The 15,538-nt window shown below is 66.3% G+C and carries 17 protein-coding genes; 8 read left to right on the plus strand and 9 right to left on the minus strand.

Annotated elements, in window-relative coordinates; genetic code table 11:
* The first annotated feature begins 153 nt into the window (after nucleotides 1-153).
* The 5 genes from Ga0080574_RS10370 (at nucleotide 154) to Ga0080574_RS26750 (ending at nucleotide 4,599) form a co-directional block, all read left to right on the plus strand.
* Entirely contained in the window at nucleotides 154-1,041 is an 888-nt protein-coding gene (locus tag Ga0080574_RS10370) for a CPBP family intramembrane glutamic endopeptidase (protein ID WP_076698376.1), read from the plus strand.
* 71 nt (nucleotides 1,042-1,112) lie between these two features.
* Nucleotides 1,113-2,018: an acetyl-CoA carboxylase, carboxyltransferase subunit beta gene (accD, locus tag Ga0080574_RS10375; protein ID WP_076698379.1), complete on the plus strand. Its 906-nt coding sequence runs from the start codon at nucleotides 1,113-1,115 to the stop codon at nucleotides 2,016-2,018.
* Nucleotides 2,015-3,289, plus strand: a complete 1,275-nt coding sequence (locus tag Ga0080574_RS10380) for a bifunctional folylpolyglutamate synthase/dihydrofolate synthase (protein WP_076698382.1) — start codon at nucleotides 2,015-2,017, stop codon at nucleotides 3,287-3,289. The genes accD and Ga0080574_RS10380 overlap by 4 nt, the downstream gene beginning before the upstream one ends.
* A 133-nt stretch (nucleotides 3,290-3,422) precedes the next feature.
* Entirely contained in the window at nucleotides 3,423-3,995 is a 573-nt protein-coding gene (locus tag Ga0080574_RS10385; RefSeq protein WP_076698385.1) for a rhodanese-like domain-containing protein, read from the plus strand.
* A 22-nt stretch (nucleotides 3,996-4,017) separates the two neighbouring features.
* Nucleotides 4,018-4,599, plus strand: a complete 582-nt coding sequence (locus Ga0080574_RS26750) for a LysM peptidoglycan-binding domain-containing protein (protein WP_076698388.1) — start codon at nucleotides 4,018-4,020, stop codon at nucleotides 4,597-4,599.
* 404 nt (nucleotides 4,600-5,003) lie between these two features.
* Here Ga0080574_RS26750 and zapE read toward each other — a convergent pair whose 3' ends face one another.
* A complete protein-coding gene (zapE, locus tag Ga0080574_RS10395; RefSeq protein WP_076698391.1) occupies nucleotides 5,004-6,068 on the minus strand; it encodes a cell division protein ZapE in 1,065 nt (354 codons plus the stop codon).
* Between the two features lie 135 nt (nucleotides 6,069-6,203).
* Here zapE and Ga0080574_RS10400 point away from each other — a divergent pair, with 135 nt between their 5' ends.
* Nucleotides 6,204-7,448, plus strand: a complete 1,245-nt coding sequence (locus Ga0080574_RS10400; RefSeq protein ID WP_076698399.1) for an MFS transporter — start codon at nucleotides 6,204-6,206, stop codon at nucleotides 7,446-7,448.
* A gap of 43 nt (nucleotides 7,449-7,491) precedes the next feature.
* Here the strand turns inward: Ga0080574_RS10400 and Ga0080574_RS10405 are convergent, their stop codons facing one another.
* Genes Ga0080574_RS10405 through Ga0080574_RS10425 form a run of 5 tightly spaced genes read right to left on the minus strand, consistent with a single transcriptional unit; the run spans nucleotide 7,492 to nucleotide 10,630 of the window.
* Nucleotides 7,492-8,403, minus strand: coding sequence for an ornithine cyclodeaminase family protein (locus Ga0080574_RS10405; RefSeq protein ID WP_076698402.1), 912 nt, complete (start codon nucleotides 8,401-8,403; stop codon nucleotides 7,492-7,494).
* Nucleotides 8,400-9,020 (minus strand): HAD family hydrolase, encoded by a 621-nt coding sequence (locus tag Ga0080574_RS10410; RefSeq protein WP_076698405.1) that lies wholly within the window; start codon nucleotides 9,018-9,020, stop codon nucleotides 8,400-8,402. The genes Ga0080574_RS10405 and Ga0080574_RS10410 overlap by 4 nt, the downstream gene beginning before the upstream one ends.
* A gap of 3 nt (nucleotides 9,021-9,023) precedes the next feature.
* Nucleotides 9,024-9,476, minus strand: coding sequence for a YaiI/YqxD family protein (locus tag Ga0080574_RS10415; RefSeq protein WP_076698408.1), 453 nt, complete (start codon nucleotides 9,474-9,476; stop codon nucleotides 9,024-9,026).
* The gene (locus tag Ga0080574_RS10420) at nucleotides 9,473-10,399 is read right to left on the minus strand and encodes an AEC family transporter (protein WP_076698411.1); all 927 of its coding nucleotides are present in this window, start codon (nucleotides 10,397-10,399) and stop codon (nucleotides 9,473-9,475) included. Before Ga0080574_RS10420 ends, Ga0080574_RS10415 begins: the two co-directional genes overlap by 4 nt.
* A gap of 51 nt (nucleotides 10,400-10,450) precedes the next feature.
* Nucleotides 10,451-10,630, minus strand: a complete 180-nt coding sequence (locus tag Ga0080574_RS10425) for a zinc-finger domain-containing protein (RefSeq protein ID WP_076698413.1) — start codon at nucleotides 10,628-10,630, stop codon at nucleotides 10,451-10,453.
* A 75-nt stretch (nucleotides 10,631-10,705) separates the two neighbouring features.
* On the opposite strand from Ga0080574_RS10425, the gene Ga0080574_RS10430 reads away from it, so the two are divergent.
* Entirely contained in the window at nucleotides 10,706-11,632 is a 927-nt protein-coding gene (locus Ga0080574_RS10430; RefSeq protein WP_076698416.1) for an ABC transporter ATP-binding protein, read from the plus strand.
* Nucleotides 11,633-11,795: 163 nt separating this feature from the next.
* Here the strand turns inward: Ga0080574_RS10430 and Ga0080574_RS10435 are convergent, their stop codons facing one another.
* Together Ga0080574_RS10435 and Ga0080574_RS10440 are read right to left on the minus strand one after the other, a co-directional pair.
* A complete protein-coding gene (locus Ga0080574_RS10435; RefSeq protein WP_076698419.1) occupies nucleotides 11,796-12,164 on the minus strand; it encodes a histidine triad nucleotide-binding protein in 369 nt (122 codons plus the stop codon).
* A gap of 7 nt (nucleotides 12,165-12,171) precedes the next feature.
* Nucleotides 12,172-13,749: a DUF5928 domain-containing protein gene (locus tag Ga0080574_RS10440; RefSeq protein WP_076698422.1), complete on the minus strand. Its 1,578-nt coding sequence runs from the start codon at nucleotides 13,747-13,749 to the stop codon at nucleotides 12,172-12,174.
* A 141-nt stretch (nucleotides 13,750-13,890) separates the two neighbouring features.
* Between Ga0080574_RS10440 and Ga0080574_RS10445 the strand changes: the two genes are divergently transcribed.
* Nucleotides 13,891-14,709 carry a sulfotransferase family protein gene (locus Ga0080574_RS10445; RefSeq protein WP_076698425.1) on the plus strand — a complete coding sequence of 273 codons (819 nt, stop codon included), beginning with the start codon at nucleotides 13,891-13,893 and terminating at the stop codon, nucleotides 14,707-14,709.
* Between the two features lie 132 nt (nucleotides 14,710-14,841).
* Here the strand turns inward: Ga0080574_RS10445 and Ga0080574_RS10450 are convergent, their stop codons facing one another.
* On the minus strand, nucleotides 14,842-15,471 hold the full coding sequence (locus Ga0080574_RS10450; protein WP_076698428.1) for a TetR/AcrR family transcriptional regulator: 630 nt from the start codon (nucleotides 15,469-15,471) through the stop codon (nucleotides 14,842-14,844).
* Between the last annotated feature and the right edge of the window lie 67 nt (nucleotides 15,472-15,538).

Raw genomic sequence — 15,538 nt, forward strand, 5'->3', positions numbered from 1 at the left:
CTGCCCTCGAATTTTCTCAAATACAGACCCGGGATAGCGAAGCCTCTGGGGTGAAACAAGAATGGATTGCCAAAGCGGCCCGGCTTGCGGCGCGGCGCGTCCCGGCCTAAGTCCGAAAGGCGTCTGCCACGCAACCGCCGCCGGGACCGCCTCATGTCTTATCGCGCCTTCACCCTCCTGACCCGGCCCGCCAGACGCACCGAGCTCTGGCGGCTGGCGCTGGGTCTCGGGCTGGTGTTGCTGGTGATGTTCGGCTTGCAGCAGGGGCTGCTCGCGCTGGCCGCCATGGCACTCCCGCGCGAAGGCTACTGGGCGCTGATCGAGCAGATGCGCGAGGGCGAAACCCCCGCCGGGCTGCTGGCGCTGCTGCTGAGCGTCGGCACCATGGGGGTGGGCGCCGTCGTCGCCACACATCTGGTACACCGTCGCGCGACGGTGAGCTTGATCGGCCCGCTGCCGCTGGCGCTGCGGCAGTTCCTGCGCAGCGGCATCGCGGTGGCACTGCTCTATATCGCCGTGGCGCTGCTGCCGCCCTGGCCGCTGGCGGGCGGGCTGATCCCGGCAATGCCACTGGGCCGGTGGCTGGCGCTGCTGCCGCTGACCCTCGTCGCGCTTCTGATCCAGACCGGCAGCGAAGAGCTGCTGTTTCGCGGCTATCTGCAATCGCAGCTCGCCGCGCGGCTGCCGCATCCGGGCGTCTGGCTGATCGCGCCCTCGGCGCTCTTTGCGCTGGGACACTGGGCGCCGGGCACCTATGGCGGCAATGCCGGGTTGGTGGCGCTCTGGGCCTTCGGCTTCGGCATCGCCGCCGCCGACCTCACCGCCCGGGCTGGCACGCTGGGGCCGGCCATCGCGCTGCATCTGGTCAATAATATCTCGGCCATCGCCCTGGTCTCGCCGCAGGGCGCCATGTCCGGGCTGGCGCTTTACCTGTTGCCCTTCGGCGCCGGCGACGAGGCGGCGGTGCTGGCGATCCTGCCGCTCGACCTGGCGGCGATCTTTCTCAGCTGGCTGACGGTACGGATCGCGCTGCGGGTCTGAGCCTGTGATTGCATTTCGCCGCAACCGCGCATAAGTCACGCGCAAACACGGAGCCGCGAAGGGCGCAAGCCATGAACTGGATCACCAACTACGTCCGCCCCCGGATCAACTCGATCTTCTCGCGCCGCGAGATGCCCGAGAATCTCTGGATGAAATGCGACAGCTGCGGGACGATGCTGTTCCACCGCGAGGTGACGGACAATCTCGGCGTCTGCACCAATTGCAACCATCACATGCCGATCACCCCGCGCGTGCGGTTCGAGTCGCTGTTCGACGGCGGCGTGTTCTCCGAGATCAAGGTGCCCGAGCCGCTGGCCGACCCGCTGCATTTCCGCGATCAGAAGAAATATCCCGACCGCATGCGCGCGGCGCAGAAATCCACCGGCGAGAAAGAGGCAATGCTCGTCGCCACCGGCGAGATCGGCCGTACCCCGGTGGTCTGCGCGGCGCAGGATTTCTCCTTCATGGGCGGCTCCATGGGGATGTATGTGGGCAACGCGATCATCAAGGCGGCGGAAGAGGCGAAAAAGCTCAAACGCCCGCTGATCCTGTTCTCCGCCGCCGGCGGCGCGCGCATGCAGGAAGGCATCCTGTCGCTGATGCAGATGCCGCGCACCACCGTCGCCGTGCAGATGCTGCGCGAGGCCGGCCTGCCCTATATCGTCGTGCTGACCCATCCGACCACCGGCGGGGTGACCGCCTCCTACGCGATGCTGGGCGACGTGCAGATCGCCGAGCCCAACGCGCTGATCTGCTTTGCCGGCCCGCGCGTCATCGAACAGACGATCCGTGAAAAGCTGCCCGAGGGCTTCCAGCGCGCCGAATACCTGCTCGAGCACGGCATGCTCGACCGGGTGACCGACCGCCGCAAGATGCGCGAAGAGCTTGTCACCATTGTCCGGATGCTGACCGGGATGCCCCCCGCCGTGGCGGGCGACCTGCCGGCGCCCGCCGAAGAGGCCTCTGCCCCGGAATGAGCGCGCAGGGCTCGGATGTCATCCTGCAACGGATGCTGTCGCTTCACCCCAAGATCATCGACCTGACGCTGGACCGCGTCTGGCGGCTGCTCGACGCGCTCGGCCATCCCGAGCGCGACCTGCCGCCGGTGATCCATGCGGCGGGCACCAATGGCAAGGGCTCGACGCTGGCGATGATCCGCGCCGGTTATGAGGGCGCGGGCAAGACCGTGCATGCCTATACCTCGCCGCATCTGGCGCGCTTTCACGAGCGCATCCGGCTGGCGGGCAGGCTGATCTCCGAAGAGGCGCTGACAGAGGTTCTCGATGAATGCTGGGAGGCCAATGGCGGCGACAGCATCACCTATTTCGAGATCACCACCTGCGCCGCCTTCCTCGCCTTTGCCCGGACCCCGGCGGATGTGACGCTGATGGAGACCGGGCTCGGCGGGCGGCTCGACGCCACCAATGTGTTCGAAAAACCGGCGCTGACGGTGATCACGCCGATCTCGCTCGATCACCAGCAATTCCTCGGCGAGACGCTGGCGGCCATCGCAGGCGAAAAGGCCGGGATCCTCAAGCACGGTGTGCCCTGCGTGGTCGGCCCGCAGCCCGAAGAGGTCATGGAGGTGATCGAGGCGCAGGCGGCAAAGCTCGGCGCGCCGCTCATCGCCCATGGCCAGCACTGGCATGTCTGGGAAGAGCGCGGGCGGCTGGTGTTTCAGGACGAGCACGGGCTGCTCGACCTGCCGCTGCCGACCCTGCCCGGCGCGCATCAGATCGAGAACGCCGGGGCCGCGCTGGCGGCGCTGCGTCATCTGGGGCTCGGCGAGGCCGCCTATGAGGCGGCTGTCACCCGCGCCGAATGGCCCGCCCGGATGCAGCGCCTGCGCGAGGGGCCGCTGGCGGCGGCGGCGCCCGGGGTCGAGCTCTGGCTCGATGGCGGCCACAACCCGGCGGCGGGCGAGGCGCTGGCGCGGCATCTGGCAACCCTTCCCGAGCGGCCCACGCATCTGATCTGCGGGATGCTCAACACCAAGGACATCAGCGGCTATCTGCGCCCGCTCGCCACGCAGGCGCAGGGCCTCACCGCCGTGTCGATCCCCGGAGAGGCCAACACGCTGCCCGCCGAAGAGACCGCGCGGATCGCCACCTCAGTCGGGATGCAGGTCGATACCGCCGAAACGGTGGCCGAGGCGCTGGCGCGGATCGCGGGCGCGGATCCCTCAGCGCGAGTTCTGATCTGCGGATCGCTCTACCTTGCCGGGAACATCCTGCGCGAAAACGGCTGAGCCCCTGACGCTGCGGCGAAATTGCCGTGCCAGAGGCACCCCCGGATATTGACGCTTTCCCCAACGAAAATCTATATGTTGCGGCGTTGGGGCGCTGTCTGTCCCGGTGGTCTGGCGTAACGAGGGGGAGCAGATGTTACAGGGTGTTTGCCTGACCGGGCTTGCCGCATGCCTCGCCGCCGGTGTCGCCTCGGCTGATCAAAGCCGCATCACCCCCGACATGGCGGGCTTTGCCGTGTCGCTCAACGGCGAGACGCTGACCGTCACCCGCGAGGGCGACGCCTGCCCACCGGCCTGCGTGCAACCGATGCGTGCCGCGCCGGGCATCGCCACCATCGGCGAGCTGGAGCTGCTGGCCTTTCTAGAACACAGCGCCGCTGCCGGAACCGGGCTGCTGATCGACGCGCGGTTGCCCGAGGGCTTCGCCTCGGCCACCCTACCCGGCGCGGTGAACGTGCCCGCCGCGACGCTCGCCGCCGACAACCCTTATCGCAGCGATCTCCTGGCAGCGCTCGGCGTGCAGGGCGGCGATTTCTCCGCAGCCTTCGATCTGGTGATCTTTGCGGCAGGCCCCGCCGCACCGGAGGCGCCGGAGGCATTGCGCAGCCTGCGCGACGCGGGCTACCCGGCGGAGAAGCTGAGCTATTATCGTGGCGGCGTACAAGGCTGGACGGCGCTTGGCCTCAGCGCCGCGACGGCGCCGTGAGCGGCAGGACGGGAGGCAGCGCATGATCCGGATGGTTCTGCTCGCCTTGGGCTTTCTCGCGATCACCATCGCGTTGATCGCCTTTCAGCCCGGCATGCGCCAAAGCGCGGTCCCCGAGCCGCCGGAGTTCACGGTCAGCCGCGCCGAGCCGGCGCCGCTCGACACGCTGCTCCCCGCTGAACCGGATCCGGCGCCCGTCTCTGCCTCCGAGCCACGCCCGCCGACCCCGCCCGCACCGGCGGCTGCCCCTGCGCCGCAGCCCGCAGACGACGCCGACGCGCTGCGTCGGATGACATGGCAGGCGCTGGCCGGACTGCAAGCCGCCACCGGCCAAAGCGCGGCACCAGGCAAACCCGGCAGCCTGCTCGCAACCATCGTGACCCGCTCGCTCACCGATCTCGGCCTCATGCCGACCGCGGCGCCCGAGGGGCCGTCAGACCCGGATCTCTATGTTGTTCAGCCAGGCGACAGCCTCGCGAGCATCGCCCTAGCCGTCTATGGCGACGTCAACATGACCGGCCCGCTCTTTGCCGCAAATCAGTCGCAACTGGCACATCCGGACGATTTGCGCCCCGGTCAGCGGCTGATCTTGCCCGAAAGCTAGGCGAAAACGGACCGCAAGGTCTTGGGTACGCTTGGAAAGCCAAACATAGTGTTAGCGATCTTCACTAAATGTTGACGGTTCGGCCTGATTTGCCCTAATCTGCCTCAAAGACCAGTGCGCGACCGGACACCGGCGCGCCGGCCAGGGGGACGGATATGGGGACGGTAACCGCTCGTCAGAGCTCATGCGCCGCAATGACGGCGCCGGATCGGACGACACACGCGGCCACAGGCGTGCCTGCCCCTCTCTCACGCGACATCATGGCTCATTCCGCAAAAAGACCGGCGCAAACTCGTGCCGGTCTTTGCGTTTCGGGCACCGGCATAAGGTAAACAGGCAACAACAAACGTCGAGCAACCCTGAGGGTCCTTCGGGACCCTTCTTTTTTGCCCGACACCGCCGGCTTACAGCGGGTGATGCCCCCAGTCCGCGCTCTGCATCTCGCGCAGGCGGCTGGCGGTGCGCTCGAATTCGAAGGCGCCCGGCCCCTCGATATAGAGGCTCTCGGGTTCGTCCACGGCGCTGGCGATCAGCTTGACCTTGGCCTCGTAAAGCGCGTCGATCAGGGTGACGAAGCGCTTGGCTTCGTTGAAATTGCTGCGCCCGAGGCGGGGCACGTTCTCGATCACCAGCAGCCGCAGCGCATCGGCAATAGCGAGGTAATCCGCCGGACCAAGCGCCTGGCCGCAAAGCTCGTAGAACGAGGCCCGCGCGACGCCGTTCCAGTAACGCGGCAGCTCGACCTTGCGGCCCTTCACATGCAGCACCAGCGCCTCTTCGCGGCCATGGGTCAGCTCGCCCCAGACGCGGTTGATCTCGGCCCGCGCCTCGGCATCGACGGGCGTGAAATAGACCCGCGCGCCCTGAAGCCGGTCCTGCCGGTGATCGCGCTCCGAGGCCAGCTCGCGCACCACCAGCCGCTCCTTGATGAGCGCGATGAAAGGCAGAAAGAGCTGCCGGTTGAGCCCGTTTTTATAGAGATCGTCGGGCACCCGGTTGGAGGTGGTCACCACCACCGTGCCGGCCTGGAAAAGCTGCTCGAAGAGCCGCCCCACCAGCATCGCGTCGGCGATATCGGTGATCTGCATCTCGTCGAAGGCCAGCACCTTCACCGCATCGCTCACCGCCTTGGCCATCGGCTTGACCGGATCCTCGACGCCCTCACCGCGCAGCCGGTGCAGCTCCGACTGCATCTCCTGCATGAAGGCGTGGAAATGCACCCGGCGCACCGGTACGGCGAGGCTCTCGACAAAGAGATCCATCAGCATCGACTTGCCGCGCCCGACACCGCCCCAGAGATAGAGCCCCTTGGGCGGCTCCGGCGCCTTGCGGAACAGCCCCTTCTTCACCGGCTGGGCCAGCGCGGCGCGGATGCGTTCGAGCTCGGGCAGCGCCTCTTCCTGTGCGGGATCGCGCAGGAGAAGCCCTTCGGCGACGCGCTCGTCATATAGGTCAGTCAGCGTGGTCATACCCGCCGCATAGCGCGGCTGCGGGGGATTGTGTAGAGGGTCCGACCGCACCCCTTCGCGATTGTATCGGTGACATTTCTTAAATTGACGCCGCGCGCCCGACCCCGCAGTTTGCACGCGGAACAGGAGACACCCATGGAAAAACAACCCAGCCTCTTTACCCCGGTCCTGCTGGTGGGGTGCTTTATCATCCTGGTGTCCTTCGCCATCCGCGCGAGCTTTGGCGTGTTCCAGATCCCCGTCGCCGAGGAATTCGGCTGGCTGCGCACGGAGTTTTCGCTGGCCATCGCCATCCAGAACCTCGCCTGGGGCATTGGCCAGCCGATCTTTGGCGCCATGGCGGAAAAGATCGGCGACCGCAAAGCCATCATCTTCGGCGCGATCGTCTATGCCGCGGGGCTGGTGCTGTCGAGCACGGCGGTCACGCCCGGAGCGATCCAGCTTTACGAGGTACTGGTGGGCTTCGGCATCGCCGGCACCGGCTTCGGCGTGATCCTCGCCGTCGTGGGCCGCGCCGCCAGCGACGAGAACCGCTCGATGTCGCTGGCCATCGCGACGGCGGCGGGCAGCGCCGGGCAGGTGGTCGGCGCGCCGGTGGCGGAATGGCTGCTGGGGCTCTTCCCCTGGCAGAGCGTCTTTCTCATATTCGCCGCGGCGATCCTCGGCACGCTCCTGACGCTGCCTCTGATGCGCGCACCGACGCCACCGGCAAGCCGCGCCGAGCTCGAGGAAAGCCTTGGCGGCATCCTGCTGCGGGCGCTGCGCGACCCGTCCTTCGTGCTGATCTTTATCGGCTTTTTCTCCTGCGGCTATCAGCTCGCCTTCATCACCGCGCACTTTCCGGCCTTCGTGACCGAGATGTGCGGGCCGATCCTGCCCGGCGGGGTGCTGCACGATATCGGCATCACCTCCACCTCGGCGCTGGGGGCGGTCTCCATCGGGGTGATCGGGCTGGCCAATATCGGCGGCACGCTGGCGGCGGGCTGGGCGGGCAAGCACTGGCCCCGGAAATACCTGCTGGCGGGGATCTATGTCGCGCGCACCGTCGCGGCGGGGGCGTTCATCATGCTGCCGATCACGCCGGCCTCGGTGCTGATTTTCTCGGTGGTCATGGGCGCGCTGTGGCTCGCCACGGTGCCGCTGACCTCGGGTCTGGTCGCGCATATCTACGGGCTGCGCTACATGGGCACGCTCTACGGCATCGTGTTCTTTTCGCACCAGCTCGGCGGCTTCCTCGGCGTCTGGCTGGGCGGGCGGATGTATGACATCCACGGCGATTACACGCTGGTGTGGTGGATCGGCGTGGGCGTCGGTGCACTGAGCGCCATCGTGCACCTGCCGGTGAAGGAAAACCGCGCGCCGGTCGTGGCGCCGGCATAAGCGATCCGGCGGGTTTGGGTGGAGTGCCCCCCGCCCCCGGGGCTCAGCCTTCCGTCCAGCGCGAATGCACGTAGCGGCTGGTCATCAGGTCGAGATGCGCGCCGCCGCCATTCTTGAAGAGCGTGATCTCGGCCTCGCTCTCGCGCCGCATCCGCTCGGGCGCGTAGTAATCCGCCAGCACGTCCCCGCGCGCAATGGCACCGGTCTCCAGCGGTATCTTCAGCTCGCCGATATGATCGAGCGTGGTGTCGTAGCTGTCGACAAAGACCCGCGCCCGTTGCAGCGCGATATCGTCGGCCTCGCGCATATCCGGGCGATAGGCGCCGATCAGGTCGAGATGCTGGCCCGGTTGCAGCCACTCGCCCCGGATCACCGGCTGTGTGGACATGGTGGCGCAGGTCACGATATCGGCCCGCGACACCGCCGCCTCAAGATCCTCGGCGACCGCGATGCCCAGCTCTTCGGCCATCGCCTCGGCTTTCGCAATCGTCCGGTTCCAGACCGAAAACCGTGCCCCCGGAAAGCCCGCGCTATAGGCCTCGAACAGCGAATGGCCGACATGACCGGCGCCGACGATCAGGATCTCGCGCGAGTCGGGCCGCGCCAGTTTCAGCGCGCCGAGCAGGCTGTCGCCGGCGGTCTTCCACTTGGTGATCAGATGGAAATCCACCACCGCCTCCAAGAGCCCGTCGGCATCGCCGTAAAGCGACACGCCACCGTTGACCATGCCCAGCCCCTTCGCCGGGTTGCCGGGAAACACCGTGGCGGATTTCACCGCGAGCCCCAGCCCGTCGATCCAGGCGGCGCGGTTCAGCAGCGTGTCCTCGCCACGATAGAGAAAACTGTCGGCGATCTCGGCCTTGGGCAGCCGGTGCCCCTCTTCGAAGGCGCGGGTCAGCCCCAGCCAGTCGAGCTTTGCCTGCGCCTCGAACGGGATGAAATCGGGCGCGCTCATGCCGCGACCCCCTCGGGCAGAAGCCCGTGCGATACCAGGCACTCGCCCCAGCCCCGCGGGGTTTCAAAGAGATGCACCTGCCAGCCCCGCGCCTCCGCCGCCGCGATATTCTCCGCCCGGTCATCGGCAAAGAGCAGGGTTTCCGGCGCCAACCCGCAATCCTCCTCGACCATCTGGTAGATCTGCGGATCGGGTTTGACCACCTTCATCGCGCCCGAGATATAGGCACGGTCGTATTCGCCGAGAAACGGATAGATCTCCTGCCCCTGCTCCAGTGGCCCCTCGCCGATATTGCTCAGGAAGAACACCGGCACGCCGCGCGCGCGCAGCGCCCGCAGCAGCGTCACCGAGCCGTCGATCGCCGGCGACGCCAGCTTGACCCAGTTGTCATGCCAGTGGCGGATCTCGTCGCGCCATTCCGGGTGACGCTCGGCGGTGTCGTAGACCATGGTGCGGAAATCCTCGCCCGCATCGACCCGCTCGTTCATGGCGTGCAGATCGACCTCGGCAAACATGGCGCGGCGGCGCTCCTCGCCCATCAGTGCATCGAAATAGAGCTCCGGCTGCCACCGTATCAGCACATTGCCGATGTCGAAAACCACTGCCTCGATTGCCATGACCTATCCCTTTGCCTGCCGCATTTCCCGTTCGAGCGCGTTCAAAAAACGGGACCGGTCGGCCTTTGTAAAGGCCTTGCCGCCGCCGCCCTGCCCCAGCGGATTGGCCGCGCGCAGATCCGCCATCAGATCGCGCATTGCCAGTTGCTGGCCGATATTGGCCTCGGTAAAGCGCTCGCCATTGTGGCGCAGCACCCGCGCGCCGGTGGCCACGCATTTCGCCGCCAGCGGGATATCCCCGGTCACAACCACATCGCCCGGGCCGGCGCGCTCGGCGATCCACATATCGGCCACATCCGGCCCCTCGGGCACGATCACCGTCTCGACCAGCGGGTTTGGCGAGGGCCGCAGCCCGCCATTCGACACGACAAAGATCCGCACCCCGTGGCGGGTGGCCACCCGCTCCGCCTCACCCTTCACCGGGCAGGCATCGGCGTCGATGTAAAGCGCGGTCATGGGCTCACCAGCGCGATCACCGTGCTGACGGTAAAGATGCTGGCGGCGGTGGAGATCAGGATCGCCGCCGACACCCGCTGCGGCGCCACCCCGTAATGCTGCGCCAGCATGAAGACATTGCCCGCCACCGGCAGCGCCGCCGCCGAGACCGCCACCGCCGCCTGGAACGGCGTGACCGGGAAGAACAGATAAAGCCCGGCGGCCACGAAGAGCGGGTGCAGCACCAGCTTGGCAAAGCTCAGCCAGCCCGCCACCGCCATGCGCTCGGCGGATTTCGACGCGAGCGAGGCGCCGATGGCAAAGAGCGCGCAGGGCGTGGCGGCATTGCCGAGCATGGTCAGGAACTCGGTCGCCACCCCGGGCAGCGGCAGCTCCGAGGCCGAAACCAGCAGCCCCGCGACGATGGAAACGATCATCGGATTCTTCAGCAGGCCCACGCCGACGGTACGGAAGACGCGCAGCGACATCCGCCCCTCGCGCGCCCCGGTCACCAGGATCACCAGCAGCGAGGAGAACACGATCAGGTCGATGGAGAGGATCAGGATGATCGGCGCCACCGCCTCGGGGCCAAAGAGCAACGCCAGCATCGGCACGCCGAGAAAGCCGGTATTGCCAGTGCAGACGCATTGCGCCTCGATGGCGGCGGTCTGCACGTCGAGCCGGCGCGCAAAGGCCACGGCGCTGCCGACCGCATAAACCGCCAGCGAGCCCCAGAGATAGCCCGAGGCCAGCCGCGCGTCGAAGATCTCCGAGATCGACAGCGTCGCGGAAAACCGGAACAGCATGGCCGAGAGCGCGAAATAGAACACGAATTTCGTCAGCGCCGCGGTCGCCGCCTCGGAAAAGAACCGTGTCCGCCCGGCACCATACCCAAGCCCGATCAGGGCGAAGAACGGAACCGTCTTGAGGAAGATGGCGAGCATGTCACCCTGAAAACTGGGGGCGGGCCCGCGCCGACCGGCCCGGAAACGGGCTCAGACCTTGCCCTCGAAATCGCGATGGATGTATTTCGCATCGCAATAGGGGCATTCGACAAACCCCTCGGTCTGCGGGATCAGCAGCCAGACCCTCGGGTGTCCCAGCGCGCCTTCGCCGCCGTCGCAGGCGATGCGGTAGCTGTCGACGATCTTGATCTCCGGGGCCTCGGTGGTCATCGCTGCGGTTCCCTTTTGGTCACGTATGCACTACCTGCGTTATGAGCGAAACATGGCAAAGGGGCAAGGCTCGGCATGACAGGCGACGCGATCCGCATCGAGGGGCTGCGCAAGACCTATGCAGGCGGCAAACAGGCACTGGCGGGGATCGACCTCACCGTGCCCACCGGCTCGATCTTCGGCCTTCTGGGCCCCAACGGCGCCGGCAAGTCGACGCTGATCAATATCCTCGCCGGGCTGGTGATCAAGAGCGCCGGCAAGGTGTCGATCGCGGGCTGGGACCAGGACCGCAACCCGCGCCAATCCCGCGCCGCCATCGGCGTCATGCCGCAGGAGCTCAACCTCGACCCGTTCTTCACCCCGCGCGAGGCGCTGGAGGTGCAGGCCGGGCTCTACGGCGTGCCCAGGCGCGACCGCCGCAGCGACGAGATTCTCGAGATGATCGGCCTCACCGACAAGGCCGAGGCCTATGCCCGCACGCTGAGCGGCGGCATGCGCCGGCGGCTGCTTCTGGGCAAGGCGCTGGTGCATCACCCGCATATCCTGGTGCTCGACGAACCCACCGCCGGGGTCGATATCGAACTGCGCCAGATGCTCTGGGAGAATGTCCGCAGGCTCAACCGCGAGCGCGGCATGACCATTATCCTCACCACCCATTACCTCGAAGAGGCCGAAGAGATGTGCGACGAGATCGCCATCATCAACCAGGGCGCGGTGGTGGCGCGCGACAGCACCCGCAACCTGCTAGGCCAGCTCGACGCCAAGACCATGGTGATCGAACCGCAGACCATGCCCGAAACGCTGCCCGAGGCGCCGGGCATCAGCGCAGAGCGCCGCGAGGGCGGGCTCATCGCGCTCAGCTACCGCGCCTCGCAGACCAGCGCGGAGGATGTGCTGGGCTTGCTGCACGGCGCCGGCATCCGCATTCGCGACGTGCGCACCGAACAGGCCGATCTCGAGGACGTCTTCCTCGATCTCACCCGCTCGCGCCCCGCCGCCTGAGCGCGCCCGGCTCTTCCATTGGCCCGAAATATCCCCGCTGGAGGCCGGCGGGACAGCGCCACCGGCACGCCCCCGTCAAAGGCGTCACCGCGACACAGGCGCCGAGCCGCCGCCCCGGGGCGGCGGCGAGATATCCCGTGCGGCCGCAGGCCGCGCCGCGCGGTCAGGCCGGGTTGAGCATCCGGCCCAGGTCGCGCCCGCCGAGGATATGCACATGCAGATGCGGCACTTCCTGCACCCCGTCGCGCCCGGCGTTGGAGATCATCCGGAACCCGTCGGCCGCCACGCCCTTCATCGCGCAGACCTTCGAAATCGCCCGCGTGTAATCGAGGATCTCCGCGTCCGACGCGTTGCTGGCGAAATCGTCGTAATTGACGTATTTCCCCTTGGGGATCACCAGCACATGCAACGGCGCCTGCGGCCGGATATCGTTGAAGGCGAGGCTGTGCTCGGTCTCCAGCACCGTGTCGTTGGGGATCTCTCCGCGCAGGATCTTCGCGAAGATGTTCTCGTTGTCATATGTATAGGCCATTCTATCCTCAGTCGGCGAACAGGTGTTCGGTCTCGGCAATCGCCCGCGCCTTGTCTTCCTCGAGCCCGAGGAACGCGGCGAGCGCCATTGCATTGATCTCCGGCGGATCGGTCTCCCGCACCCGCAGATGGTTGTCGAAGTTCGCATCCCGGATGCGGTCGCTCTCATGCACCATGTCGTTGCGGATCGTCGGGAGCAAGCGCGACAGCGTTTCCTTCGGCGTCCGATCGCCCGCCAGCCCGACCCGCATCGCGTGCCCGACCAGGTAGGCGTCGGAGAACTGGCATTCGATCTCCAGCAGCCGCGTCACGGCGCGGTCGCCGCAGAAATCCTCCAGCAGGTCGAGATTCGCCGGGTCCAGGCAAACGATCAGGCGGTCGCTCTCGAAATAGTCGAACAGCATCCGCATCAGCGCGCGCCGGTGCCGGTGCCGCTTGCCCATGGTCGACTGGATCCCGCCGAGATCCGGCAGGGCACAGCTTTCCTCGTTGAAAAGATAGTCGATGCAGGGGATATCCGTTAGCTGACGGATACGGCCCAGCAGCCGTTTCGCCACATGCCATTTCTTGCAGACCACGATCAGCAGTTCGCGCTCGCGCCCAAGCGTGCTCTCAGTCTCCCAGAACCGCGGCGCGAACCGCCGCCCGATCCGCCCCTTGCCGGTGAGAAACTTGAACAGAGACCGCCCCTCGTTGGAAATCTGGAACCGCACGCCCTCAGACGCGTAGAGCACGCCGAGACGGCGTTTCAGCTCACGCGCCTCGGGGCTGATTTTCCGCGCGAAGAGGAAATCCTGTCCCAGCAGCAGATCGTAGTGGTCGTTGTAGAAGACCACCGGCATGCCGTAATCGGTGAACATCAGGAAGGTCAGCGTGCGGCTTTCGATCTCGTGCTCGGGCACCAGATGCCGCACCAGCGTCTGGAAAAAGGTCTCGTCGGGAATCCAGGTGGTGCGGAAGAAGCGCAGCACATCCGGTCGCCGCTTGCAGAAATCCATGATCCACTCGACCGTGCGCCGCCGCAGGCACCACCATTGCGAGCCGATCATCACCTCGATATCCTCGGGGATCCTGCGGGTGAGACCGAGACGTTTCTGAAGGTTGAACGCCGCGTAGAAGCGTTTCTTCTGGGTGCGCTCGTTGAACCAGTGACGGTAGATCAGCCGTTCTTCCTTCCAGCCGGTCTTGATCCAGTCGGATTTGAAATAATCGAAGCTCTCGATGTAATCGACCTCGCGCCGGTCGAGGAACTCATGCGCGTATTCCGCCGATTTGATCGCCATGCAATCGCCCGACAGCATGTAGAAATGCGTCGCGCGCGGAAACGCCTCCACCGCCGCCTCGACCGCGTTCAGCGTCGCCTGCACCAGGCTCCACTCGCCCCAGCCGCAGCGCAGGCGGCGCTTGGGAAAGGTCACGTTGGGATTGTCAGCCAGGCCTTTGCGGATCTTGTCATAGGCCGCCTGCGGGGCGCTCGCGTCGAAATGGATCGACATGTAGTCGCCCACGGCGGTCAGGCTCTGCGCCTGCTTGATGACGGCGTCAGGATCCTTGTGACACAGAAGGATGAAGGCAATCTTTGCCATTCAGGAAACGATACGCCCCATTTTCGCCCGACAGTTTGTGTTGATAGCGGTGAACGGGCGTTGAAGAAACCGGTTGGTTCTGCTTTTTTGCACTTGCAAGCGCCCGGGACAAGACAGGGGCGCAACAGGAGGCTATGGCAGATGGGTTTTCCCGGCACGTGGATGACCGAAAGCGAGAGCATGGTGTATCGGGTGGTGCCGAAATGTGCCTGCTCGACCATCGGCCAGATCATGTATTATTCCGATCACGGCGTGTTCTTTGACGGCGACATTCACGACGCGGAGCGGGGCCTGCACAAATGGGCCCGCGAGGACAGCCAGAGCGCGATCAAGGCCAACGTCAAGACCCGCAGCTCCTATGCCTTCACCTGCGTGCGCAACCCCTATACCCGCGTGTTGTCGAGCTTTTTCGACAAGATCTGCGGCATCCAGCGCAATGGCAACCGCTACCGCGGCAATCTTGTGCCGCTGCTGATCCAGAAATACGGCATCGAGGTCGGCGGCGAGGACGGCAAGCAGGAATTCGACCAGATCCGCAGCTTCCGCCGCTTCCTGCTCTTCGTGCGCGACACCATCCGCTGGCGCCGCCCGATGGAGCCCGATATCCACTGGTCTGCGATGTCGGGTCATGTCTCGACCTTCATCGTCAATGGCGGGCGCTACAACAACATCTTCTGGACCGAGAGGTTCAACGAGGGGATGCAATCGGTGCTGGATCATGTCCAGACCCCGCATAGTGTGGATCTCTCGGCGATCCCGCGTTTCAATGAATCCGAGGGCCACGGCCCCAAGCGCGCGCATCCGGTCGAAGACTATTTCGACGACCTGTCGATGCATCTGATCTACGAGATCTACAAACGCGATTTCGATCTCTTCCGCTACGATTTCGAAGACCCGTCGAACAAGATGCCGATCGGCGAGATCGACCTCGACGAGGTGCATGCCAAGCTGGGCGACTGAGCGCCGGCTTGAGGGGCGGTGGGCAGATTGCCCACCCTACGGTGCCACCCGCGCCATCGCCGGCTTTCGGCCTCGTTCCTCGCGTGGGGCATCGCCCAATCGTAGGGTGGGCAATCTGCCCACCGTGTGGCGTCACCCTCTCCGCGCGCACCGCTCCCCGGGATCGAGCCCGAGATACCCAAGAACCGCCGGCAGCAGCCGCGCCTCGATCCGCGCCAGATCGGTCTCGCCCGCGAACAGCGCCGCATGCACCATGCCCTTGCTGAGCGCGGTCAGATCCCGCGCCGCGACCGCCGGCTCCGCCACGCCGTAGCCCGCCAGCAGCGCGCCCAGCGCCGCATGAATATTCGCCGCCACCGCCTCGGTTTCGGGGTCGAGCGGCAGCAGCTCCTCGATCCGCTCCAGCTCGCGCGAAAGCTCAGGCGCCCGGGCATGGTGGCGGATCGACGCGGCGAGCATGATTTCCGCCGCCTCGCGCATCGAGAGGCCGCGCGCCTCCTCCAAGGCCTGCGACAGATCCGCCAGAAGCTGCGCCTTGATCCGGCGCACCAGCTCCGCCGTGATGGCCTCCTTGCCGGGGAAATACTGATAGAGCGTGCCGATGCTCACCCCTGCCCGCTCGGCCACCGTGTTGGTGCTGAGACCCGCCGCCCCCTGACGCTCCAGAATCTGAGCCGCCGCCGTCAGGATCGCCTCGTAAGACGCGCGCGAACGGCCCTGACGCGGTGTTTTTCTTGGCTGAATCTGGCTGGCTGAGGGCATGGCGGGAATGCGAGTAGAAAACCTGAGAGTTCGCTCACATTCTTGACCGGAACGCAAACCGGATCAA

Source organism: Salipiger abyssi (genome assembly GCF_001975705.1).
Classification (GTDB): domain Bacteria; phylum Pseudomonadota; class Alphaproteobacteria; order Rhodobacterales; family Rhodobacteraceae; genus Salipiger; species Salipiger abyssi.